This window comes from Candidatus Hydrogenedentota bacterium, from assembly GCA_016791475.1.
Lineage (GTDB): Bacteria > Hydrogenedentota > Hydrogenedentia > Hydrogenedentales > JAEUWI01 > JAEUWI01.
Map to the genome: position 1 here is coordinate 180524 of JAEUWI010000001.1, position 24773 is coordinate 205296.

Here is a 24773-nt window from a genome sequence, read left to right on the forward strand (position 1 = left end):
CATGCTCGACGCAAAAATTCCCGAAGGTCCCATGGCGGAGAAGTGGACCCGCCACAAGTTCAACATGAAGCTGGTCAACCCCGCGAACAAGCGTAAATACAGTGTGATCGTCGTGGGGACCGGCCTGGCCGGCGCTTCCGCCGCCGCCTCCCTCTCCGAGATGGGCTATAAAGTCAAGGCCTTTTGCTTCCAGGACAGCCCACGCCGCGCCCACAGCATCGCGGCCCAGGGCGGCATCAACGCCGCCAAGAACTACCCCAATGATGGTGACAGCGTGCACCGCCTCTTCTACGATACGGTGAAGGGCGGCGACTATCGCTCCCGCGAGGCCAACGTACACCGTCTGGCCGAGGTCAGCCTGAACATCATCGACCAGTGCGTGGCCCAGGGTGTTCCCTTCGCCCGGGAATATGGCGGCTACCTTGATAACCGCTCCTTCGGCGGCGCTCAGGTGTCCCGCACCTTTTACGCCCGCGGCCAAACCGGCCAGCAGCTCCTGCTCGGCGCCTACAGCGCGCTGATGAAGGAAACCGTCAACGGCAACGTGGACATGTACACCCGCCGGGAAATGCTCGACCTCATCGTGGTCGATGGCCGGGCGGTCGGGATTGTGGTCCGCAACCTCATCAACGGCCAGATCGAGAGTTACACGGCCGATGCGGTGCTCCTGGCGACGGGCGGATACGGTAACGTGTTCTACCTGTCCACCAACGCCATGGGCAGCAACGTGACGGCGGCCTGGCGCGCGCACCGGCGCGGCGCTTTCTTCGCCAATCCCTGCTACACCCAGATCCACCCCACCTGCATTCCGGTCCACGGCGACTTCCAGTCCAAGCTCACTCTCATGAGCGAGAGCCTGCGCAACGACGGCCGCATCTGGGTGCCGCGCAAGGCGGGCGATACCCGCCGCGCAGCGGACATTCCCGAGGAAGATCGCAACTACTACCTGGAAGAGAAATACCCGAGCTTCGGCAACCTGGTTCCCCGCGACGTGGCCTCCCGCAATGCGAAGGAATGGTGCGATAAAGGCTTCGGTGTCGGTTCCACCGGCATGGCGGTCTACCTCGACTTCCGCGACGCGATTGAGCGCGATGGCGAGCATGTCATCCGCGAGAAGTACGGCAACCTTTTTGACATGTACGAGCGCATCGTGGACGACAATCCCTACCAGGTGCCCATGATGATATACCCGGCGGTTCACTACACCATGGGCGGCCTCTGGGTGGACTACAACCTCATGAGCAACCTGAACGGCCTCCACGTGCTCGGCGAAGCCAACTTCTCCGACCATGGCGCGAACCGCCTCGGCGCCAGCGCGCTGATGCAGGGCCTGGCCGACGGTTACTTCGTCATTCCATACACCCTGGGCGATTTCCTGGCGAAGGCCGGCCCAGCCAAAGTGACGACCGATCACCCCGAGGTGAAGAAGGTGGAGGAGGAAGTCACGGCGCGGATCAACACCCTGGTGAATTCCAAGGGCAAGAAGACGGTGGACGAATTCCACCGCGAACTCGGCCTGATCATGTGGGACAAGTGCGGCATGGCCCGCAACGAAGCCGGTCTCAAAGAGGCCCTCGTACAGATTCCCAAACTGCGCGACGAGTTCTGGTCGAATGTCAACGTCACCGGATCGCCCGGCACTTTCAATCAGGTGCTGGAGCGCGCCGGGCGCGTGGCTGACTTCCTGGAATTCGGCGAGCTGATGGTGCGCGACGCGCTCCACCGCAGCGAATCCTGCGGCGGCCACTTCCGCGAGGAAAGCCAGACCGAGGAAGGCGAAGCGCAGCGCAAGGACGACGAGTTCTGCTATGTGGGTGCCTGGGAATTCAACGGCGTGGATAAAGAGCCCGCGCTGCACAAAGAACCCCTCACCTTCGAAGAAGTGCATCTGACCCAGAGGAGTTACAAGTAATGTCCGGCAAGACCATCAACATCACGTTGAAAGTATGGCGCCAGGCGGACAAGAACGCCCGGGGCTCCTTCGCCTCCTATAGCGTCAAGAACGTTTCCACGGACGCCTCCTTTCTGGAGATGCTCGATATCGTGAATACGGGCCTGGAAAAGGATGACAAAGAGCCGATCGTCTTCGATCACGACTGCCGCGAAGGCATTTGCGGCATGTGTGGCGCCGTGGTGAACGGCGTGGCCCACGGGCCCCAGTCCGCCACCACCCTGTGCCAGTTGCATATGCGCAAGTTCCACGACGGCGACATCATCGTGGTGGAACCCTGGCGCTCCGCGGCCTTCCCCGTCATCAAGGATCTCGCCGTGGACCGCAGCGCCTTCGACCGGATCATCCAGGCGGGGGGCTATGTCTCGGTGAAAACCGGCCAGGCACCCGATGCCCACGCCATTCCTGTGCCTAAGGACAAGGCCGACGCCGCCATGGATGCCGCCTCCTGCATTGGCTGCGGCGCTTGCGTTGCCGCATGCCCCAATGCCTCCGCGAGCCTCTTCACCGCGGCCAAGGTGACTCAGCTTGCCAAGCTGCCCCAGGGCGGCCCCGAGCGTCGCCGACGCGTCATCGCCATGGTCGAGCAGATGGACCGCGAGGGTTTCGGCAGTTGCTCCAAGCACTATGAGTGCGAGGCCGCCTGCCCGAAAGAGATCAAGGTGGAGAACATCACCATCATGAACCGTGAATACATGCGGGCCCTCGCCACGCGGGACTAAGCCGAAAATTCCATCCAATTCCTCACGAGCGCCAGCCCTCCGGCTGGCGCTCGTTTTGCCGTATGGGGGAGTGCGGCGGGCGCCGAAATTTCGGCTGGCGCCGCTCGAACACCGTTGTATACGACATCGGGGGATGTCTGGCATAATAGCGGACATGCAGAGGCCGTAGTGGGAGGGTAGCCATCAGGCTAAGCCACTCCCAGGGACTTTCCGAGTGTGCGACGGAAGCCGGTAATGAGCAGTGGCAATGGGTCTTCGATAACGTCTGAGAAGTACCAGGTGATCCGGGAACTGGGCCGGGGGGGCATGGGCGTCGTGTATCTGGCCGAAGACCGCCAGTTGCGGCGGCAGGTTGCCCTCAAGGTGCTCTATGACTACCTGAATCGCGATAGCGCCTTTGTGGAACGCTTCCAGGAAGAGGCGTGCAGCGTTTCCACCCTTCACCACCCCAATATCGTGTGCGTTCACGGACTGGAGCGGGCCGGCGATGTCGTCGCCATCGATATGGAATTCGTGGAGGGCGCTTCCCTCGATCAACTGGGCGCCGTCACACCCCACCTCGCCGCCGGGATCGCACGGGACGTGCTCGGCGGCCTCGCGGCATGCCACCAGATCGGCGTGGTCCACCGCGATATCAAGCCCAGCAATATCCTGCTCAATAGCGTGGGCCAGGCAAAAATTACAGATTTCGGGCTGGCGACGGCCTACGCCAACCACATGGAAGCCACTATACAGGGCGTCAGCTCCTCGGGCTTCTATATGGGCACGCCGCGCTACATGCCGATTCAGGCATGGGAGGGGGGTAACCCGGAGCCCTTCTGGGACCTATACTCTTTCGGTGTCGTCCTCCACGAATTGATCTCGGGCAAGCCAGCGTTCAAGGGGGACAACCCCATTGCGGTAATGCGAAAGCAGCTTGTGGAAACCCTGCCGCGCCTGGACGAGGGCAACGCAAATATCTCTCCCGAGTTCGCCCGGCTTGTGGACGTCCTCTTGGCCGCCTGCCGGGATGGGGCGTCCGAAATCACAGCCACCAGTGCGATGGAATGTCTGCGGAGTACGCCCGAGTATCGGGAGCTGAAAGAGAGCGACATCGCGACCACGATCACGCTGCCTCCGAGGAAGATGACTGCGAATCGGCCCCGGAACGGTTCCGGCCTTTCCAGACGGTGGAAGTTGCTCGCCGCCGCGGGCGCATTGGCCGCCACCTCCTTTGGTGTGGTCGCGTACTACCGCACACTTCCGGAGCCCCCGCCCCCCGTGGCGCCAGACGCACCGGATTCCTCCATCCATTCACAGGCCGTACGCCAAGGGCCCTACAGGTTCTTTGACATCACCGCCATCAATACGGACGATGTCGGAACCGGTTCCTGGATGGTTGAGTGCGACAGCAGCGGACAACCCGCACGCATCACCGGATTCTTACCGCTGGAACTGTGGGCCATCGACGTCGGTCCCAGGGGCGACGGCGGGCGCCATACGCTCAAGGGTTCCTGGGGTGCCTGTCTGTCCTCGCACAACTCGACTTCCCGTCATGGCACCCTTATGGGCCATATGGTCTGGGAACCCGAGGTCGGCAGGTTCTCGCTCTCCGTCGATCGTACGCGTTCCCACGACAACGTTCCAGAGGAAATCAGTCTGGTCGGCCGATCGAAGGACAGCCCCTATGACAAGGCGGCCTTCTTGAAGGAACTGGAATCCAACATTGCGCTGCAGGCCCTGCTCTACCGGGAGCTCCTGCCGCGAACCTTGCCCTGGGCTGTGGAGCTGGAAGCCAGATTTCCCGCCTTCGCCAATGGCCGGGCGACGGTGCCCTACACGGATCAGGCGCTCACGCTCGACGGCAAGCTTCTCGAACCGCTGTGGACAACGCAATTCAACGCGCGGGGACGGGTTGGCGAGCTCGCCGCCCAGTCATCCCAAGGCGCGGATCCGCTCATGATTCGGTGGGACAGCGACGCCCTCTATCTGGGCGCGCGCGCCAAAGGGTGTGGCCCGGCTACCCGATTTGAACTGGGCTTGCTGCCCGCACTGGAGCTGTCCCCCGCCCTGTCCGGGCGTTTCTATGGGAGTCTCGGCGAAGGGGGAGTAGAGAACACCCGCTATCTCGTGAATGCTCGGGAACAGCCATGGGCCTGCGATTGGGAAGGGGCCATGACCATTGAGGATGGCGAAGCTCAGGTTGAGCTGCGCATCCCCCTCCAACTCCTGGAGGATTCGGCGCGCATTAAGGCCGGAAAACGCTGGCGGATTAACGCTCAGATTACCGCGAGCGCCCCGGATGGCAGCCGCAGAACCGTCGTGGACTGGGGGGGGGCGGAGCATGAAGAGCTTGAACATGGCGCGCTTCTGGAATTTGAGCGATGATTCCGTCCCGGTACCAGCGCTTTGGTGCGCGATCCGGCTCCAACCCAGTCGGTGAGTCGAAGGCTACAAGGAGTTACTGATGATGATGCGATCCACCCCGGGTGCGCGATTCCTGCTTATTCCGCTTCTTCTATGGGGCGCCCACCTGAGTTCCACCGCCCAGAATCAGTACCAGCCCCCGTCGTCAAACCCGGAGAATCTGTGCGTTTTCGGCGATTACGTCTACTTCTCAGCGGATGATGGAATCCGCGGGCGCGAATTGTGGCGGGTCAATGCTTCCGGGAATCCGGAAATGGTTTTCGACATCACCCCTGGGCCGGAGGGGGCAACCATTGACAATCTGTTCGTATTCAAGGAACGGCTGTACTTTCGGGTGGCCGACGAGAATCGCCCCGGTGATCTCTGGCGCACGGACGGTACCGCCCAGGGCACGGAGCTGGTTCGCGCCTTCGGCTCCCCCACCGGAGAGTCGGGGCTCAGTGTTATCATACGCGGACAGGCCGACCGACTTTTCTTCACGGTGGGCGATTCCGAGGGGACCAGCCAACTGTGGTCTACGGACGGTAGCGTGGAAGGTACCCGCGTGCTGAAGGCGATCGAAAATGACTATCCCCTCCTGTTGAATCACTATACCGGCTGCATACTTGGTGGAATACACTATGTGAGCGCCCGACAGTATGCCGAACCCGGGTTGTGGCGAACGGATGGGACTCCGGAGGGGACCTATTGTGTCAGGCAATTCTCGGTTCCACCCGGGGTAATGTTTCCTCTGGATGAGCAGCGCTTTATTTTCGCCGCCGAATATGGAGAAATTGGCCACGAACTCTGGATATCCGGAGGCACGCCAGAAACCACCACCCTGCTAAAGGACATTTATCCGGGGCCCGAGTCCTCTGGAATCAGTGATTGCTCGCGTTTCATGAGTCCCACAGGTCGGCCAAGCGTCGTATTTGCGGCAACCAGTCCCGATGCTGGCCGGGAACTGTGGGTAACGGATGGCACCCCCGAGGGTACGCAGCTTCGCGCCGATTTGATTCCGGGTTCGGGAACCTCCAGTCCGTCGAGTATGTTTGACGTGAGGGGTGCTCAGTATCTTGTGGCCGTCGGGGACGGAATCGGAAAGGAACTCTGGCGCTACGTCGCGGAGACGGACCTTTTCGAGCCGCCCATGGACATCTACAGCGGCATTTCCGGATCCGAGCCCTACGAGCTTTGTGGATCCGGGGAATCCCTGTTCTTCAGCGCGCTCCACCCCGACACCGGCGAAGAACTCTGGTGCGTTCGAAACTTCCGGTCGGCGCCCGAGATCTTTGCGGATTTCAACCCTGGGCCTGAAAGCTCGTTTCCCTACTACACCGTCGAGTTCAAGGGGCGCGTGGTCACCGTGGCAACCAGCCCGGTTTATGGACGTGAGTTGTGGATCTCAAATCTACTGAATAAGGAAATGGTTCTGCTTGCCGATATCAACACGGATTTCAGCGTAAATCCATCCTCCTACCCCGACCACTTCACTTCGGCCGGAAATATACTTTTTTTCACTGCCAACGATATCGCACATGGAACGGAACTCTGGCGCACGGACGGGACCAAAGACGGGACGCGGATGGTCAAGGATATTTTTCCCGACATCCCCGGCAGCAATCCGGAGAACCTCGTCTCCCTCGGCACATTGCTCTATTTCACTGCGGACGACGGGATAAACGGTGTGGAGTTGTGGCGTTCCGACGGAAGCGCGGAAGGCACCTCTATTGTAAAAGACATCCATCCCGATGGTGACGCGAGACCCGGCAATCTCATCGTTTTCAAGGGCCGACTCCTCTTCAGCGCCTTCGAGCCAATTCAGGGCGAGGAACTCTGGACCCTCGAGGCGGGCGGACAACCCAAGCTGCTGAAAGGCATCGCCGAGGGCGAAGCGTCCAGCTCGCCGGACAAGTTCTTCGTCTGGAAGGACTTTCTCTATTTCCAAGCGGACAACGGCGTCCACGGCAGGGAGTTGTGGCGCACCGATGGCACGGCGGTGGGCACCGTCATGGTAAGCGATATTGTGGATGCCCCTTTCCAGAGTGGCGGACTCCTGTCTCCGACCGAGCATCAGGGCAAGATTTATTTTGCCGCCGATCTCGATGGTCTGGGCACGGAGCTCTGGGCCCTCGACGGTACTCCGCCGCGCTTCTCTCTTGTGCGCGACATTGTAAACGGGAATGCGTATGATGTACTCCAATCGCCGGTCGTGGACAGGCGATAGCGCCCCGCGTCTGTCCACCTTGGCCGTGGACGCACAGCACGGTATCGGCAGGATCACAAGGAATTGCACATGAATCTCTCCAACGTTTATAAGCTCAATCGAAGGCAGATGCTGCAGGCCGCCGCTGGTCTGGCGGTCGGTGTAACCGTCACGGCCCGTTCCGGCCAGGCCGCCCCCATGCCCCAGGTCCGCCTGCCTCGTGCCACCTCGGGCGATGCCGTTTCCGAGCCGAACTGGGACGAACGCCTGACCATTACCGTCGGGCCGGACAAGGCCGATATCGCCGGGACCACGGACCGCGCCATCCAGGCCGCCGTGGACTACGTGGTGCGACTCGGCGGCGGCACCGTGCACGTGCTGCCGGGCACCTACACCCTGCGCAATTCCATCTTTCTGCGCAAAGGCGTCCGTCTACTCGGCAGCGGGACGGACGCGTTGCTCTTCAAGAAAGAAAGCCAGGAAACCACCCTGGCCGACGACTCGGACTGGTATGACCAGGAAATCACGCTTGTCAATCCCGATGGATTTCAGATCGGCGATGGCATCATCCTGGAAACGAAGAATGCCGACACGGGCGGTTTGGATGTACTTCGGCGCACCCTCGTTGCCCGGAGTGGCAACCGCTTCAAGCTGGACAAGGCCCTCCGCGCCAATTTCTGGACCGCCTCGGCCCCCACGGTGACCGCCCGCTTCCCTATGATCACGGCGGAAGAGCAGACCCACTTCGCCGTGGAGAATATCGCGCTGGACGGCAATCGGGCCAACAACGCGAACATCAACGGCAACTACGCGGGCGCCCTCTGGTTTCAGGATTGCAGCAACATTACCCTGACCGGCCTGCATGTGCGTGACTACAACGGCGACGCCATCAGCTTTCAGATCTGTCACGATGTGGTCGTGGAGAACTGCGAGCTGATCAACAATGCCGACCTGGGCATACACCCGGGGTCCGGCTCGCAGCGGCCGCGCATGGTCAACAATCGCGTGAGCGATTCGACCTACGGCATATTCTTCTGCTGGGGGGTGAAATACGGCCTCGCCGAAGCCAACACCATCACGCGATGCAACTATGGCGTCTCCATCGGCCACCATGACGACGAAAACCTCGTTATCAACAACGACATTGTCGCCAGTCCCGTGAACGGCCTCCATTTCCGGCCCGAGCGCGGCGAGGGCTTTACCGCCAAGGGCAACCGATTCGAAAACAACCGTATCACCGATTCGGGAGGCGATGCGGGCGTGGCTGTGGACGTGCTTGGCGTCACGGCGAATAATAGTCTTATTCGCAATACTATCAAAGAGACTCGAGGGCCCGCGCAGCGGATTGGTATCCAATTCGGACCGGACGCGGGCGCCATGGAGCTGGTGGACAATGTCATCGAAGGTTTCGCCACGCCCGTGAACGATCTGAGGAAGGCCTGAGGCGGAACAATCGGACCGATCAGGCGGATCGGACCGATCAGATCGGGCGGATCCGGCCGATTTTTCAAACCTCGGAGAGAGCTCCCATGCGATTTTCTGTTTTTCTTTTTCTTGCCCTTGGCTTTACGGCGGGCGTTTCCGCCGATCCCGCAGCCGCTCGCGCTGATCTCCGTGCGGCCCTCGGTGATACCGTACTGACCGCTCCGCCATACTACCCCGCACCCGAAATGGATCAAGGGCCCATCAAAGCCGTCTTTTACGACGCCTTGCCCTATGGTGGCCATCCCACGCGGGCCTTCGCCTACCTTGCTGTGCCCGAGGCTCCAGCGGGCCAGAAGATTCCTGGCATGGTCCTCGTCCATGGCGGCGGCGGCACCGCCTTCCACGAGTGGGCGAAGATCTGGTACGACAAAGGCTACGCCGCCATCGCCATGGATCTTGAAGGTCAAATTCCACTGAACGACTTTCCCAATCGCCCGCGCCATGCCTTCAGCGGCCCCGTCCGCACGGGCATGTTTGACGATGAGGCCAAACCGCGCACAGAACAGTGGATGTATCATGCGGTAGCCGACATCATGCTGGCGAACTCATTGCTGCGCACGCTGCCCGAGGTGGACCCGGAGCGCATCGGCCTCACGGGCATCAGTTGGGGCGGTGTGCTCTCAAGTCTAGTCGGCGGCCTGGACGATCGCTTCGTATTCACGGCTCCGGTCTACGGCTGTGGTTATCTCTACGATTCCAAAGGCTACTTCAATCGGATGGGCGCGGACGACGAAGCCTCCCTGGAACTTCGAAAATACTGGGACCCCGCCCGTTACTTCACCGATGCCCCCATGCCCATGCTCTGGGTCAACGGCGACAACGATCCCCACTTTTCCGTCGACACCCTGAGCCGTTCCCACGTCAGCGCCGGCCCCGAATCCATCCTCTCCATCCACCCGAAAATGCCCCATGGCCACGGCGTGAGTTGGGAGCCAGATCGGGTGCCGGAAATATACGCCCTGGCCGATCACCTGCTGAAAGGCACAGGCGCCCCCCTCACGCGGATAACAAAGCAACCCGAAGCGGCGGAAGGCAGCACCGTAGTTCTCCACTACGAAGGCGAACAGCCTGTCGCCTCCGCAACCCTCTACTACCTCACCGCGGCGCTCGAATACGTGCAAAGTGTCAAAAAAAAGCACCTCGACCTCGTGCAGCAATTTGAGGCCGCCGAGGCCAGACTCGACCCCGCGACCAAGACGGCCACGGCCAGTTTGCCCGAGGGTTGCACGTGGTACTACATCAATCTCATCGATGATCGCGGTTGTATCGTTTCATCGAATCTGATGGCCGTGGCTCAGCCCGGGTAATTGGGCGAGTGAACGATTGAATCCGGTCGCAGCGCAAGCCGGCCGTCCTTTACCCAGGCTTCGCCCCGCGGTTCCAGGTGGGCGATGAGGCGCCTGCGCCACAGACTGAGTTTTTCCCAGTGCGCCGGGTCCCGCGCCAGATCCTTGGTCTCGCCTGGATCGGTGTCGAGGTCAAAAAGCTGCTCCTCTCCCGTGCGTGCATGGAATATGTACTTCGTGCTCCCGTCGGTCAGGGCGCTCCAGTGATTGTCCGGGCTGTAGCAGATGTCGTGCTCCAGATCGATCACCGTCCGCCAGTCATCCGCACCCCGAATCACGTCCAGCATGCTCCGACCGTCGAGCGGCTGGGGCGCAGTTGTTCCCGCCGCGTCAATGAAGGTGGGGAGGATGTCCCGAATCTCGACGGGGGCGCGATATACCTGGCCGCGCTCAGTTGCGACCATGCCCTCCGGCCACCGAATCATCATGGGGATGCGCGCCGATGGCTCATAGGCGTAGCCTTTGCGCCAGAGGTGGTGATCCCCCGTCATGTCGCCGTGGTCGGAGGTATAGAGAATCAGCGTATTTTCGAGCATTCCCCGCCGCTCCAGCGTGTCCAGCATTCGCCCAACCTGCTCGTCCACGAAAGAGACGGAGCCATAGTAACCCTGGCGTGACAGGCGAACTGGCTCGGCGCCGAGGTCGCCGCGCCAAAGCGTGTCCTTGTCGGTATCCCGTTCTCGATTGCCTCTACTCCACTCACCCAGATGGGGCGCGGGCAGCGCTTTGTGGGCGTAGTAATCCATCCAGCGCTTTGGTGGATCATAAGGGGAGTGGGGGCGGACAAACGATACCTTCATGAAGAAGGGTTCGGGCTGGTCATAGCTTTCCAGGAAGCGATTCGCCACGGAGCCCGTCCAGTGGGTGGGGTGCAGCTCTTCGGGCAGGGCGTAAGGCGCGGCCCGGTATGAGTTCGGCCCGATACCCGTCGCGCCGGAATCCAGATGGGGTGCGACAGACGCAAACCACGCTTGGTAATCGCTCAGGAAATCCGGAGTCTCGACCCGGGTGGCCTCGTCGAGCACGAGCCGGTGAAAACCGTGCCCTCCGCGTTGTGGCGACCAGTGCATCTTCCCTACACCCAGCGTGTAGTAGCCCGCGTCGCGCAAGAGTTGAGGCATTTCCACGGGATAGCGGGCCGGCACTCTTGAGTAGCCCAGCATCCCGTGGTTCCAGGGCGCCATCCCCGTGAGCAGTGCGGCCCGCGCCGGTGTGCAGGTGGGTGTAGAGGAATAGGCGCAACGGAACCGGGCCCCCTCCCGGGCCAACCGGTCCAGATTCGGCGTATGAATGACCGAATTGCCGTCGGCGCCCACGCAGTCCCCCCGGTGCTGGTCCGCCATGATAAACAAGATGTTGGGCCGGCTCGCGGCTCCCGTTGCGGGGAGGGTAAATGCCGACGCGGACAGGGACAAGGCCGCGCACGCGGTACCCGCCTGCAGGAAGGCCCGTCGGGTTACGCCGGAGTGTGGTCTCAAGGACATGGATTCTCTCCCGATTGGCTGCGGTTCTCCTGCCGTCCATGGTGCGGTATGGCCTGCGGGACATTCAAGCCGTCGAAACTGGCCCGCGCGACGTGGAATCCGCTACACTGTCCAGCGAGATGCAGCAATTCCACGGGACGACGACACGCCATGCAGATTTCCCAACAGAGTACCGCCGGGGCCACAATTCTCTCGCTGCTCGGGCGGCTGGACGAGTTGGCCACGGCCGAGGTGGAGCGGGCCTTCACCGGTATCCTCAACAACGAGAGCCAGGGGCTTATCGTGGATATGGACGGTGTGGAGTATGTCAGCAGCAGCGGCCTGCGCGTCCTGCTCATGCTCATGAAGGCCATGAAAAACCAGCAACGCGTCCTCAAGCTCTGCAATCTGAGCCCTTTCGTGGCCGAAGTATTCGAAGTCAGCAATTTTTCCGTCATGTTTGACGTGCACGACAGTCTCGATTCCGCACGCCGTGAATTTGAAGGCGGCAACTAGCCGGGCGCATCATGGACGAAGACGAAAACTTCAGCAAGGGTCCGCCGCCCCATTCCCGGCCCGACCTGCTCGATTCTGTCGTGGCGCACGATCAGAAGACCCAGGTGCTGAAGGGGGCCATGGCCCAGGCCTCGACCTTGATCGCGGGCGGACCGCCCCTGGAAGAGATAAGCGAGGCCTGGTACATCGGCTACCGGCTGGATGACCGCTACGAGATCAAGGAGATCCGCGGCGGGAAAGGGGCCAGCGGCATGGGCATCGTTTTCATCGTCGAAGACGATCATGGCAACCGCAGTGCGGTCAAGACGCTGCAGCGTCGTTTTCGCACCGAGCTTCACCTGCTCCAGCGCTTCGTGCGCGAAGCGCGCACCTGGATGCTCGTGGGTTCCCATCCGAATATCGTATGCGCGCGCAAACTGGAAATTATCGAGGCGGCGCCCTGCCTCTTCATGGAGTGGGTGCCCTCCGATGAAAAGGGCATCCATTCCCTCTCCCAGCGATTGAACCACGGGCCGCTCACGATTGTGGAGACCCTGGATGTCGCCTACCAGTTCTGCCTTGGCATGCTCCACGCCACCCGCGCCGTGCCCGGCCTGGTTCATCGCGACGTCAAGCCGGAGAATCTTCTCCTCACTCCCGACGGCACCATCAAGATAACGGACTTCGGGCTGGTGCGCACCCGGGGCATGGAGGAGGACAGCCTGGAACAATGGGCCCGGTCGGAGGTTTTTGAAGATTTCTCCGGAAACATAACCCGAGTGGGCTCCATCTTCGGTACTCCGGCCTACATGGCGCCCGAGCAGTTTGCCCGGACCAACGAAGTCGATTTTCGCGCGGATATCTATGCCCTTGGCTGCTGTCTGTTCGAGTGTCTCACCGGGCTTCCACCCTTTATCGTCCAGAGCGACGGGTCCGCCGGCCGCCTTCTCGAAATGAAGCGGATGCACCTCAACGAAACGCCCGAATCCCTGCGCGAGCTCCTGGGACCCACCTTCCCGACCGCCGTCGACGCCCTCGTCCGCCGTTGCCTCGCCAAACACCCGCGCGATCGCTGGGAGAGCTACGAAGACCTTTGCGTGGCCGTGCTCAGCATCATGGACGCTCTCGACATCATGCCCCGGTCGTCCGAATTCAACCGGCCCTCGCCGGCCGAGATCGCGGCGCAACTTCGCTCCATCACGCTCCTTGAAGGCTACGACCAGGCCATCCACATGCGCAAACTGCGCGAAGGTCAGGAGCAGAGCCCCTACGCCTTTCACCTGGCCCTGGCCTCCTACTTCCATTGCGTTGACGATCCCCAGGAAGAAGAGCATCAGCTAAGCAAGGCCTTCGCCCTCAAGGATCATGCCGCGGGCTACGAGGCGGTTCGCCGACTTACCGAGCTCTGGATCAAGCAGGGGCACCATGCCCGCGCCGATGTGGTTCTCCAGGCCTACCTCCGCCAGGCGCCCGGATCGCTCGATCAGGTGCTCGAACCCGTCATCCGTGTCGCCATCGGAAATGAGCGATTTGACGAGGCCCTCGCCATCCTGCAGGAGTTTCCCGACTCGTTCCGCACGCGCCTCTTGCGCGCCGAAGTGCTCCGCGCCAGTGACCGGCGCGAAGAATTGCGGGTATTGCTGCACACCATGCAGGACGCGATCCTGCAAGAGATCGGCCGGAAAATTGAGAGTATCGGCTACGATGATGTGGTGGGCTGGAGCCGACCGGACGATCACCTGACCCTCGAAATGGTGCTCGACGCACTCGTGCCCGAGATGGACACGCTCCCGCTCGAAGTCGCCCGAAACGCCATCTGGCCCGACATCAGCGGCTATCCGGATTTTGCGCCCGACATGGCCTGGCTATCCTTCACGCTGGGCGAGCTCGCCACCCTGGACCAGGAAATCGAACCTGAAACGGCCGCCGCCTACGCCCGATTCGCCACCTTCCTCGGATATCCCAGCCGCTTGGAAAAGCACCTGGAGCGGGACGATTACTGGTTCTGGATGCGGGAAACACAGCACGGGAAGCGAGGCGCCTGAGCATGGACACATCGCTTATACAATCCGCTTGCAGCGCGCTGCGGGAAAACTGGCAGGTCGAGCTGGGCGGCATTTCGCCTTTCGACGCCAACCGTCAACTGCTCCTTGAGGCGCTTTCCGAGCGGATCCTGGACCTGCTGCGCAACAAGCCGGAGAAGCTGCTCTCCGCGCTCTACATCCTGGATATTGGCGAAATGGCCTACCAGCAGGCCATGGAGCAGGATACCATGCAGGACCGCGCCTGGGCCCTGGCCGTGGCCGTGTACGACCGGGAGACCGAGAAAATTCGAATGCGCGAGAAGTATGCCAGCGAGTATCGGCGAAAGCTGGAAGACTGATCCGCTCAATTTGGAACTTCTTGCTCTCCAACATGCACCAGCAACATCCACAATCAACTGGCCCCGTCTTGCCTCACCCCCCTGCGACAGGGTACTGTAAGGCTTCGGCGTGCCTCATATCGGGAGTGAATGGGTGAAATGAGGCATTTTGTGGTCGCTCAAAGCCCCTAACCTGCTTTGAAACAAGCCGTTTACGCCGGATGCCAACTGGCACGTATATTGCTTTTCCTGCCCAGGTGAGCCCCGTGCCACTGCGGAAATTTACCAAATCAGCTTGAATTCCCCCTGTTTGAACCAAGGAGAACCGATATAATGGCGGTGGATGTCAATCAGATCAGCGCGCGCGTCGGCCAGGAAGCGGCCCTCCTCCAGCAGGTGCGGTCCGAAATCAAAAAGGTCATTGTAGGCCAGGACTACCTCATCGACCGCCTGCTTCTGGCGCTGCTGTGCAACAACCACGTGCTGATCGAGGGCGTCCCCGGACTTGCCAAGACGCTTTCCGTCACCACCCTGGCCCAGGTTGTCCAGTGCAGCTTCAACCGCATTCAGTTCACCCCCGATCTTCTGCCGGCGGACCTTATCGGCACGCTCATCTACAATCCCAAAGATGGCGGTTTCGTGACGCGTAAAGGACCCATCTTTGCCAATGTGATTCTGGCGGATGAGATCAACCGCGCCCCCGCCAAGGTGCAGAGCGCCCTGCTGGAAGCCATGCAGGAACAGCAGGTCACCATCGGCGATGCGAGCTACAAACTGGCGGACCCCTTCTTCGTGCTGGCCACCCAGAACCCCGTGGAGCAGGAAGGCACCTACCCACTGCCCGAAGCCCAGGTGGACCGCTTCATGCTCAAGCTGAAGATCAACTACCCCACCAAAGCCGAAGAGCTTCAGATCCTCCGTTCCCAGTCCAGGGCATCGACCAAGATCTCGGCGAATGGCGTGCTCACGCCCGATGACATCGCGCGCCTCCGCCTGCTGGCCGAAGAAATTTACATGGACGAGAAGCTCGAAGAGTACATCGTAAATCTCGTGGAGTGCACCCGCAACCCCGACGCCTACCAGCTCAATATTGGCGAATACATTCGCTACGGCGCTTCGCCCCGCGCCACGATTTTCCTCGCCATGGCCTCCCGCGCCCACGCGCTGCTGCAGGGCCGGGGCTACGTGACACCCCAGGACGTGAAGAGCATCGCGCTGGACGTGTTGCGTCATCGCGTGATTCCCACGTACGAGGCCGAGGCCGACGAAAAGACCTCTGAAGATCTCGTCGGACAGATCCTCGACACGGTTGAAGTGCCCTGAACGGCCCCGAGCTACCCGGTATCGCACGATGATCTCCAAAGAACTCGCAAAAAAAGTTCGCTACATCCAGATCATGACCAACAAGGCGGTCAATGATGTGCTGGCGGGCGAATACCATAGCGTGTTCAAGGGTCAGGGCATGGAATTCGACGAAGTCCGCGAATACCAGCCCGGCGACGAGATCCGCACCATCGACTGGAACGTGACCGCCCGGACGGGCCACCCCTACGTGAAGCGTTTTCGCGAAGAACGCGAGTTGACGCTGCTCTTCCTGGTGGACCTCTCCGCTTCGGGGCGTTTCGGCAGTGTGAAGAATATGAAAAACGAAGTGGCCACGGAGCTCTGCGCGCTGCTGGCCTTCTCCGCCATCAAGAACAACGACAAGGTCGGGCTCGTGGTGTTTACGGAAGAGGTGGAAATGTTCATTCCACCCGCCAAAGGCACCACCCACGTGCTGCGCCTTATCAGCGAACTCCTTTCCTTCGAGCCGAAGAAGAAAGGCACCAATATCCGCGCCGGACTCGATTTCGCCGCGCGCATCCTCAACCGCCGCAGCATCGTCTTTCTCATCAGCGACTTTTTCGACCGGGACTATGACCGCACCCTGCGCATCCTGAGCCGTCGCCACGACCTCATCGCCCTATCGGTGAGCGACCCCCGCGAATACGAATTGCCCAATGTGGGCCTCCTCGACCTCCAGGATGCGGAGACCGGCACAACCGTGACGATTGATACGGGCAGCGCCGCCATTCGCAGCGCGTATGCGGCGGCGGGGCGCGCGCGGGCCGAGGGCCTCCGCGAGAACCTGCGTTCCATGGACATCGACCTGATCGAGGTCGGTACCTCTCACGATTATCTGCTGGACCTGATCCGTTTCTTCAAGCGACGGGAGCGCCAGAAGCGATGAGGGGGACGTCTGCACATAAGCTTCAGGCTGGCCCGGGAATGCGGATCGCGATGACGTGGGTCGCAAGCATTTGGACGGGCGGGAAGGCGTCGGGTTTGAGTGCGACCTTCGCCCTTGCCTTGTCTTTCACGGTCCTTGCGGGCTGTGGTGGTGGGACGGAAGTTAAACCCGAAACACCCAGGGGCGTTGAACGGACCATCGAACGCGGTCCCATGACCCTTACGCTCCAGACCTCCGCCGAATCCATTTCCACGGCGGAATCGCTCGCCCTCACCCTTTCCGCAACCACGGATGACGGGTATTCGGTGGAATTTCCAATCTACCCCGAGCAGGAAAAGGCAGAAGCGGCCAGTCCGGAGATACCAGCGCCCGACCTTCCCTCCGAGTTCGCTTCGGCGAGTTATGAAGACGCCCCGCCGGTTCTCGGTGACGACGGCAAGGTCCACCGGAGCCGCACGTATCGTCTGGAGCCATTCCTCGACGGCACCTACACCATCCCTTCCCTGTCCGTGTCCTTCTGGAAGGAAGTGGAGGGCGACGACGAGAAGTCCACAGCGGAAACGGAACCGGTGAGCATCACCGTTACTTCCGTGATCGCCCCGAGTGCGCAACCCGGTATTATGGATATCGTCGGCCCCGTGGCGGTGCGGAGTCCCAGGCCCTGGGCACTATACATCGCGCTGGTGCTGCTGATCGCGGCGGCCCTTGGCGCGCTCTATTGGTACAGGTGCGTCCGGGTGGTGCCGGGCCCGCCTCCACCGGCCCCGATTCCGCCACACCTGCGCGCCCTCGAGGCGCTGGATGCGATTGAACGGGAAAAGCTCGTGGAGAAAGGCCTGTACAAGGAGTATTACATCCGCGTTTCGGACGCCCTGCGACGCTACATGGAAGACCAGTTCCAACTGCGTGCTCCCGAGCGTACCACGGAAGAGTTTCTGTCCGAACTCCAGCACAACGCCGTCCTCGGGCTTCAGGAGCAGCTACTGCTGCGCGCCTTCCTGCGCCACTGTGACCTGGTTAAGTTTGCCAAGGCGGAGCCCACTTCCGAAGAGATTCGCGATACCTTCCAGTCCTGCCGGAAGTTCATTATTGATTCCGAGGCGGCCCACCGCGCGGCGATGAAAGCGGTGGCCCAGGCGGCCGCCGCCGCGGAGGCTTGAGCCCGTGCGATTCGAGTCTCCCCTGGCCTTATTGCTCCTCCTGGCCCTGCCCGCTCTCTACTACTACAGCCGACACCGCGGGAGCCAGGCGGCCCTGCGCTTTTCCAGCACCGAGACGGCGGCCAGGTTCGGCGCATCGCTACGCGTACGCTGTCAGAAGCTGCTGCCCGCCCTCCGATATCTCGCGCTCTTTCTGCTCATCATCGCCCTGGCGCGCCCGCAGAAAGGGCAGGAGCGGGTGCGCGACGTGGGGCAGGGCATCGCCATCGAAATGGTGCTCGACCGCTCCCGAAGCATGAGTGAGGAGATGGCCTTCGACGGCCAGATCATGAACCGCCTCGAAGTTGTGAAGCGCGTGTTCAACGAATTCGTAACCGGCAGCGGCGGCAAACTCGACGGCCGACCGAACGACTTGATCGGCCTGGTTGTATTCGCCGGTTTTGCCGACACCATCGCACCCCTCACCCTGGGACACGACGCCCTCGTTTCGCTGGTGGAAAAGGTGGAAATGCCGGAAGTGAAAAGCGAGGACGGCACGGCAATCGGCGACGCACTGGCCCTGGCCGCCGCGCGGTTGAAGACGGCGGAAGAGGAGCAGCTCAAGGTCAACGCCCGCCTCGGGAAATCCTACGAGATAAAGAGCAAGATCATCATCCTGCTGACCGACGGGATCAACAATCGCGGCACCCAGACCCCGGAAGATGCGGCGAAACTGGCGAAGGAGTGGGGGATCAAGATTTACTGCATCGGCATCGGCAGCGATCCCGCGCTGGAACAGGGCCAGAGCCCTTTTGGGGCCTTTATATTGCCCGGTGATCGTAATTTGAATGACGAGACACTCAAGAAAATCGCCGGCATGACCGGTGGCATCTACCAGCGCGCGGACTCGGCGGAGTCCCTTCGCGCGGTCTACGACGAAATAGGTCGCCTGGAAACCAGCGAAGTAGAGTCGCTTCGCTATCTGGATTACAACGAGCGCTTTCTGCCCTTCGCGCTCTCGGCCCTGTTTCTGCTGGTCGCCGAGCTTGTCCTGCGCAATACCTGGCTGCGGAGGCACCCATGAAGCTCTACCACGTGGAAATGCTTCACCTGTTGTGGCTGCTGCCCGCCCTGATCTCGCTGCTGGCCTATGGCGCCTGGCGACGCCGCACGGCCCTCGAAAAATTCGCGGCCAATCCGCTGCTGCTACAACTCAACAACCAGCTCCATTCCGGTAAGCGGCTGGGGAAACACGCCCTGCTCCTCGCCGCCGTCGCCTTCATTGTGATTGGACTCGCCCGGCCCGCGTGGAACCCACAGCCCCAGATCGTCAACCGCGAAGGGCGCGACGTGGTCTTCATCGTGGACGTTTCCCGCAGCATGCTGGCCGAAGACCTCGCACCCAACCGCCTGGAACGGGCCAAGCTCGCCATTCGCGACTGTCTGGAAGGCCTCAGCGGCGATCGGGTCGGCCTCATCGCCTTCGCCGGCACCTCCGTGGTCAAGTGCCCGCTCACACTGGACTATGGTTTCTTTCGCATGATGCTGGAAGATATCGGACCCGACGAAATATCGCGCGGTGGAACCCTCATCGGCGACGCCCTGCGCAAAGCGTTGACGGAGGTATTCGACGAGCAGGAGAAGGAATTCCGGGATATCATCCTCATTACCGACGGGGACGATCAGGAGAGCTTTCCCATGGAGGCCGCAAAGCAGGCGGGAGAAGCGGGTATCCGTATCATCGCCATCGGCCTGGGAAACGAGAATCAGGGCGAGCGTATTCCCGTCGTTGATTCCAATGGTCGAAAGTCTTTCCTGACCTATCAGGGCGAAGAAGTATGGACTCGCCTGGACGCGGCCACGCTCCGGGAAGTTGCGGCCGCGACGCCCGACGGAAAATACCTGAACGTGGCCACGGGCGCATTTGACCTCAATGCCATCTACCAGGAATTCATCGCGAGCGCCCGAAAGAAGGCGCTGGATGAATCCCGAATCACATTGTACGACGAGAAGTTCCAGATCTTCCTGGCGGCGGGCTTCCTCCTGCTCTGTGCGGAGACCCTGTTGACTGAGCGGAGGCGGCAATCAACATGATATACGCGGCTGGAAACTTGACGCGCCATGCAACCCGGATGATGGTTGTGGGCGCACTGTTGCTTTCGGGGCACGTCTGGGCCGGGTCCAATCCCGAAGTGGACAGGGCCAATGCCCTCTACGGCGCAGGCAACTATCAGGAAGCCCTGGACGTCTATGATCGACTTGCGAAAGAGCAACCGGACAATCCCGCGCTCCAGTTCAACCGAGGGGCGGCCCTTTACCAGTTGGGGGACCTCCCCAAAGCGCGGGAAGCCTTCGAGCAGGCCGGTGTCCTTTCGGAGGACGCGCAATTGCAGGCGCGGAGCGCCTATAATCTTGGAAATTGCGCATTCAAGGAGGGGCAGGAGAAAGTTGCCCAGGACCCCGACGCCGCCATGGCCTCGCTGAACCGGAGCATGGGTTACTACAAGGACGCCCTCGCCCGCGACAAGTCGATCGATGCCGCGGCTCACAATCTTGAAATGGTGAAGAGAACCATTCAGGAACTCCGCCGGCAACAGCGGCAACAGGAACAAGAGCGGCAACAAAAAGAACAACAACAGAAGCAGCAGGAACAGCAGAAGAAGGAGGAGACGAAGGAGAAGCTGGACGAGCTCATCGAAGAGCAACAACAGCAGAACCAGCAGTCGGAGCAGGCCGCGCAACAACAGCGGACGCAGCAGTCGGACCCCTCGCAACCCGCGCCGACGCCGGAGCAGATGGAGGCGATGAAGCAGCAGCAGGAACAGACCCGGGATAAGACCGAAGACCTGGCCGAGCAGATGACGTCGCCGGGCGATCCGGCGCCCGAACCGGAATCGAAATCCAGCGCGAAAGACGCGGCGGAAAAGCAGAAGGAAGCGGAAGAGCATCTGAAGAACCAGAACGCCGAAGCGGCGAACAAGGCCCAGGAAGAGGCGCTGGAGAAACTGAAAGAGGCCCGCAAGGCCCTCGATGCGGAGGAGAAGGAGGAACAACAGTCCGAGGAACAACCGTCCGCCGAGGACAACAAGAACAAGAATCAGCAAGAACAGCCCGAAAAGCCCGAAGAAAAGTCCGGGGAGAACAACAAGCCCGAAGAAACCGGGAAGATGGATACACCGGACGACGGAACACCGCCGCCGGACGCCAACGCCAGAGACATTCTCAACCAGGAAAAGCGGAACAAAGAACAACGCGACCTGAGGCGGATGATCGGTGTTGCGCCCGTTGAGAAGGATTGGTGACCCATGAGATTCTGCCACGCATCTATAGCTCAGGTAACGTTGTGTGTCCTGACGCTGGTCACGGCCTGGGCAACCTCCGCGCAGGAATCCCCCACCATCACCGCGGTGGTGGAAAAGGAGGCGGTTTCCGTCGGCGAGCCCTTTGTCCTCCAGCTCCAGGTCAGCAACGTAGACAACGCGGATACGCCGGATCTCAGTTTCCTGTCCAATGATTTTACCGTGGAGTTTGGCGGAAACCGCCGCAACGAGAGCGCGTCAATCACCCGGATCAACGGTCGCACGACCCGCGTCGTGTCGCGCCAGTACCTCATTAATTTCCGACTCACCGCGAAGCGGACCGGACGCATCGAGATACCGGCGATCACCGTCACCGCCGAGGGGCGGCCCCTCACAACCGAGCCCCTCGTCGTGGTGGCGAGCCCCCCGGAAGCGGTCGAGAACTTCAAACTGACCACGCAACTCTCCAAGGCGACCTGCTACGTCGGCGAACCCATCGCCATGACCACGACCTATTACATAGGCGATCCCGTGCGGGATGTAACCTTTAATCTGCCCGTGCTGAACGCGCCCGACTTCGATTCGGAAGTGATGCAGATCGAGCAACGCCGGGATCGCGAATACGTCGGCATCATGATCGACAATCAGGAAGTCGTGGCGGAAAAGGGCGAGGCCCGCTCCAATGGTACAAGCTTTGTCACCCTGACTTTCGTGCATGTACTGGTGCCGAAAGCCGCCGGCGAGATCGAAGTACCCCAATCAACCGCCGCGGCGCAGGCGGTGGTGGAAGATCAGCGCCGAAGCCGTTCACCATTTGAATTCGGGTCGCGCGATCAGACCAAGAGTGTGGTGGTCCAGGCCGATCCGTTGACACTTTCGGTGAAGGCCGTGCCTGAAGAGGGAAAACCCGCAAACTTCTCGGGACTGATCGGAGAATTCTCGATCGCCACGACCGCGACACCGACCGAAGTCAACGTGGGCGATCCGATTACACTCACGATCATGCTGCAGGGCCCCACCTACCTACGCCACTTTGAATTGCCCTCGCTCCAGCAACAGCCCGCGCTCGCGGAAAAATTCCGCATCCCGGACGAAATGGCCCCCGGTCGCGCCGAGGAAAATCGGAAGATCTTTACTCAGACCATCCGCGCCCAGTCACCCGAAGTGACGGAGGTGCCCCCCATCGAGCTGGCCTATTTCGACACGGTGAGCGGCCGCTATGAAATGGCCCGGTCGAACCCCATCCCCCTTAAGGTGCGGGCAACCCAGGTGGTGACCGCTTCCGATGCGGAGGGCTTCCGCCCGCGGGAAGAGACTATCGAGCATGTGGCCGTGAACGAAGGCATCGCCCACAATTTCACCGAGGCGGACGCGCTCAATCCCCAGCGTTTCGGGCCGGATGTGTGGATGCGCTCCGCTTCGAGTTGGCTGCTCCTCTTGCTGCCGCCTGTGGCGTGGGGGGCCCTCGCCGGCACCCTGATGGTACGCCGGCTGGGCGGGCTGCGCCCGAAGGCCCGGGCCCGAAAACTGGCCCGCGCCCAGCTCACTCTGGCGCTGGCGGACACGGAGCAGAATCACGGCAAGGCCCTTCAGGCGCTCCGCGCCTATCTCGCCGCCAAACTGGATGCCCGGGCCAGTGCCCTGATATTCAGCGATGTAGAGCGCCCCCTCCGGGCTCAGGGCGCAAGCGATGCCACGCTGGGCGCGCTGCGGAAGGTCTTCGAAGAATGCGAAGCGCACCACTATGCGGGTGCGGGTGGAAGCCCCCTCGCCGAAGTCACCCGACGCATGCTGGAATGCGCGGACGCGCTGGAAAAGGAGATCGGCTGATGCGCGCGATGATGTCTTTGCTGCATTTGGCCCTGCTCTGTATCGCGGCCGTGTTGCTCGCCGCCCCTCCGGCTGGTGCGGCCTCCATGGGGCGGGCCGAAATTGAGACCGCATTCACCGAGGCCACCAAGGCCTTCGAAGCGGGCAACGGACTCGTTGCCACGGATCCCGCGGCGGCCCAGGCGGAGTATGAGAAGGCCACGCTGCGGTTGGAGCAGATTATTCGCGAGGGCGGCGTTGAAAACGGCAAGCTCTACTACAATCTGGGAAACGTATGGTTCCAGCGGGGGGATATCGGGCGCGCCATCCTCAACTATCTCCGCGCGGAGCAATACATGCCGAACAACATAAACCTCCAGCAGAATCTGGCCTACGTGCGCCAGCAGCGCATGGATTCCTTCAAGCCGACGGAAAAGCGCAAAGTTCTGAACACGCTCTTCTTCTGGCACTACGATATACCATCGGGCATACGCCTGCGCGTTTTTACGGGCGCCTTTCTCGCCTTCTGGGGGCTGGCGGCGGCCCGACTCTTCTGGAAGCGCGGCGTGCTCAATGGCGCGCTTGTGCTCACGGGACTCCTCGCGGGGCTCCTGTTCATCTCTCTGACGGTCGAGGCCCGGGGCCACCGCGCCCATCCGGCGGGTGTCGTCGTGGCGAAGGAGAGTGTCGCGCGAAAGGGAGACGGCGAGACCTATCAGCCCAGTTTTGGCGAACCCCTCCACGCGGGCACCGAATTTTCCGTGCTCGAAGATCGGGGCGACTGGGTCCAGGTGACCCTCCCCGACGAACGGACGTGCTGGCTGGACAAGCGGGACGTGGCCCTGGTGGCCGTTGACAATTGAGGTTGATTTAATGCGCGGTATCACTATAATAACCGCGGAGATACCTGTACATTCTCAGTCGCCAACCGTAATCGCGGGAACGCCATGGCCGCCATCACCATCGTTATTCCGGTCTTCAATGAGGCCGGATCGATCGAAGACACGGTTTCGAAGCTGAATGTGGCCTTCAAGGACACAGGGCATGACTTCGAAATCATCGTGGTGGACGACGGTTCCACGGACGACACCGGGGAGCGGGCGCGCCGGACTTCGGCGCGGGTTATTGTTCACCCCACCAACAAAGGTTATGGCAACGCGCTGCTTACGGGTGTTCGCAACGCGACCCATCCCTGGATTGGCATTACCGACGCCGACGGCACCTATCCCGTCGATGAGATGGCGCCGATGCTCGATGAGGCGGTCGCACGGGATCTCGATATGCTCGTCGGCGCACGGCAGGGCGCGCACTTCGCGGCGGGTGTCGTGAAGCGGTGGGCCAGGGTGCTCTTCAAATGCTTCACCGAATTTGTCGTGGGTCAGCCCATTCCCGACGTGAACAGTGGCCTGCGAATCATTCGGCGCGACTTGATCGCCCAGTGCGCCCCCGCCCTGTCGGGGGGATTTTCCTTCACCACAAGTATTACCATTATTGCCTTTCAGACGGGGCATCACGTGGCGTATCGGCCCATCGAATACTTTGCGCGCAACGGAAAGAGCCACGTGCGTTACCGGCGCGACACGCTTCGGGCCCTGCAGATCATTGTCATGACGATTGTGTTGTTCAATCCGATCAAGCTCTTTCTCGCGCAGGTGATGGCGGTCGCTGGTTTCACAGTCGGCACACTGATCGCGGCCCTGCTCGTCCCGGGGCGGTTTCCAGCACTGCTCCTGTTCTCGCTGGGCTTCTATTGCGCCAATATCGTCATGGCCCTCGGATTTCTCGCGGTGCGCTTTCAGTGCAACCTCTCCGAAATTCGTATACCGGAGCGGGGCTACAAGGCATCAACGCCCGATGGCTGAGCGGAGAACAGGCGGCATC

19 protein-coding genes are annotated in these 24773 nt (G+C 61.4%); 18 read left to right on the forward strand and 1 reads right to left on the reverse strand.

The annotated features are described in order from the left end of the window. Position 1: 1 nt before the first annotated feature. From JNK74_00715 to JNK74_00740, 6 genes are all read left to right on the forward strand, one after another. On the forward strand, positions 2–1912 hold the full coding sequence (locus JNK74_00715) for a fumarate reductase/succinate dehydrogenase flavoprotein subunit (protein MBL7644686.1): 1911 nt from the start codon (positions 2–4) through the stop codon (positions 1910–1912). Further along, entirely contained in the window at positions 1912–2673 is a 762-nt protein-coding gene (locus tag JNK74_00720; protein ID MBL7644687.1) for a succinate dehydrogenase/fumarate reductase iron-sulfur subunit, read from the forward strand. Before JNK74_00715 ends, JNK74_00720 begins: the two co-directional genes overlap by 1 nt. A 234-nt stretch (positions 2674–2907) precedes the next feature. Beyond that, on the forward strand, positions 2908–5040 hold the full coding sequence (locus JNK74_00725; protein ID MBL7644688.1) for a serine/threonine protein kinase: 2133 nt from the start codon (positions 2908–2910) through the stop codon (positions 5038–5040). Positions 5041–5119: 79 nt separating this feature from the next. After that, the gene (locus JNK74_00730) at positions 5120–7285 is read left to right on the forward strand and encodes a hypothetical protein (GenBank protein MBL7644689.1); all 2166 of its coding nucleotides are present in this window, start codon (positions 5120–5122) and stop codon (positions 7283–7285) included. A gap of 69 nt (positions 7286–7354) precedes the next feature. Next, entirely contained in the window at positions 7355–8707 is a 1353-nt protein-coding gene (locus tag JNK74_00735; protein ID MBL7644690.1) for a right-handed parallel beta-helix repeat-containing protein, read from the forward strand. Between the two features lie 86 nt (positions 8708–8793). Further along, entirely contained in the window at positions 8794–10056 is a 1263-nt protein-coding gene (locus JNK74_00740) for an acetylxylan esterase (GenBank protein ID MBL7644691.1), read from the forward strand. Here JNK74_00740 and JNK74_00745 read toward each other — a convergent pair. Continuing rightward, positions 10044–11579 carry an arylsulfatase gene (locus tag JNK74_00745; protein MBL7644692.1) on the reverse strand — a complete coding sequence of 512 codons (1536 nt, stop codon included), beginning with the start codon at positions 11577–11579 and terminating at the stop codon, positions 10044–10046. The two genes, JNK74_00740 and JNK74_00745, sit on opposite strands and share 13 nt — an antisense overlap. Positions 11580–11729: 150 nt before the next feature. On the opposite strand from JNK74_00745, the gene JNK74_00750 reads away from it, so the two are divergent. The 12 genes from JNK74_00750 (at position 11730) to JNK74_00805 (ending at position 24754) form a co-directional block, all read left to right on the forward strand. Then, the gene (locus tag JNK74_00750; protein ID MBL7644693.1) at positions 11730–12074 is read left to right on the forward strand and encodes an STAS domain-containing protein; all 345 of its coding nucleotides are present in this window, start codon (positions 11730–11732) and stop codon (positions 12072–12074) included. Between the two features lie 11 nt (positions 12075–12085). Beyond that, positions 12086–14098 carry a serine/threonine protein kinase gene (locus tag JNK74_00755; GenBank protein ID MBL7644694.1) on the forward strand — a complete coding sequence of 671 codons (2013 nt, stop codon included), beginning with the start codon at positions 12086–12088 and terminating at the stop codon, positions 14096–14098. A 2-nt stretch (positions 14099–14100) separates the two neighbouring features. After that, entirely contained in the window at positions 14101–14436 is a 336-nt protein-coding gene (locus tag JNK74_00760; GenBank protein MBL7644695.1) for a hypothetical protein, read from the forward strand. A 312-nt stretch (positions 14437–14748) separates the two neighbouring features. Beyond that, entirely contained in the window at positions 14749–15738 is a 990-nt protein-coding gene (locus tag JNK74_00765) for an AAA family ATPase (protein ID MBL7644696.1), read from the forward strand. Between the two features lie 28 nt (positions 15739–15766). After that, positions 15767–16645, forward strand: coding sequence for a DUF58 domain-containing protein (locus tag JNK74_00770; protein ID MBL7644697.1), 879 nt, complete (start codon positions 15767–15769; stop codon positions 16643–16645). 212 nt (positions 16646–16857) lie between these two features. After that, the gene (locus JNK74_00775) at positions 16858–17805 is read left to right on the forward strand and encodes a hypothetical protein (protein MBL7644698.1); all 948 of its coding nucleotides are present in this window, start codon (positions 16858–16860) and stop codon (positions 17803–17805) included. A gap of 4 nt (positions 17806–17809) precedes the next feature. Further along, entirely contained in the window at positions 17810–18868 is a 1059-nt protein-coding gene (locus JNK74_00780) for a VWA domain-containing protein (GenBank protein MBL7644699.1), read from the forward strand. Next, positions 18865–19878 (forward strand): VWA domain-containing protein, encoded by a 1014-nt coding sequence (locus tag JNK74_00785; protein ID MBL7644700.1) that lies wholly within the window; start codon positions 18865–18867, stop codon positions 19876–19878. Before JNK74_00780 ends, JNK74_00785 begins: the two co-directional genes overlap by 4 nt. Then, entirely contained in the window at positions 19875–21086 is a 1212-nt protein-coding gene (locus JNK74_00790) for a tetratricopeptide repeat protein (GenBank protein MBL7644701.1), read from the forward strand. Before JNK74_00785 ends, JNK74_00790 begins: the two co-directional genes overlap by 4 nt. Before the next feature lie 3 nt (positions 21087–21089). After that, positions 21090–22913, forward strand: coding sequence for a BatD family protein (locus JNK74_00795; protein ID MBL7644702.1), 1824 nt, complete (start codon positions 21090–21092; stop codon positions 22911–22913). After that, positions 22913–23755: a hypothetical protein gene (locus JNK74_00800; GenBank protein MBL7644703.1), complete on the forward strand. Its 843-nt coding sequence runs from the start codon at positions 22913–22915 to the stop codon at positions 23753–23755. The genes JNK74_00795 and JNK74_00800 overlap by 1 nt, the downstream gene beginning before the upstream one ends. Before the next feature lie 84 nt (positions 23756–23839). Beyond that, entirely contained in the window at positions 23840–24754 is a 915-nt protein-coding gene (locus JNK74_00805) for a glycosyltransferase family 2 protein (GenBank protein MBL7644704.1), read from the forward strand. Positions 24755–24773: the final 19 nt, after the last annotated feature.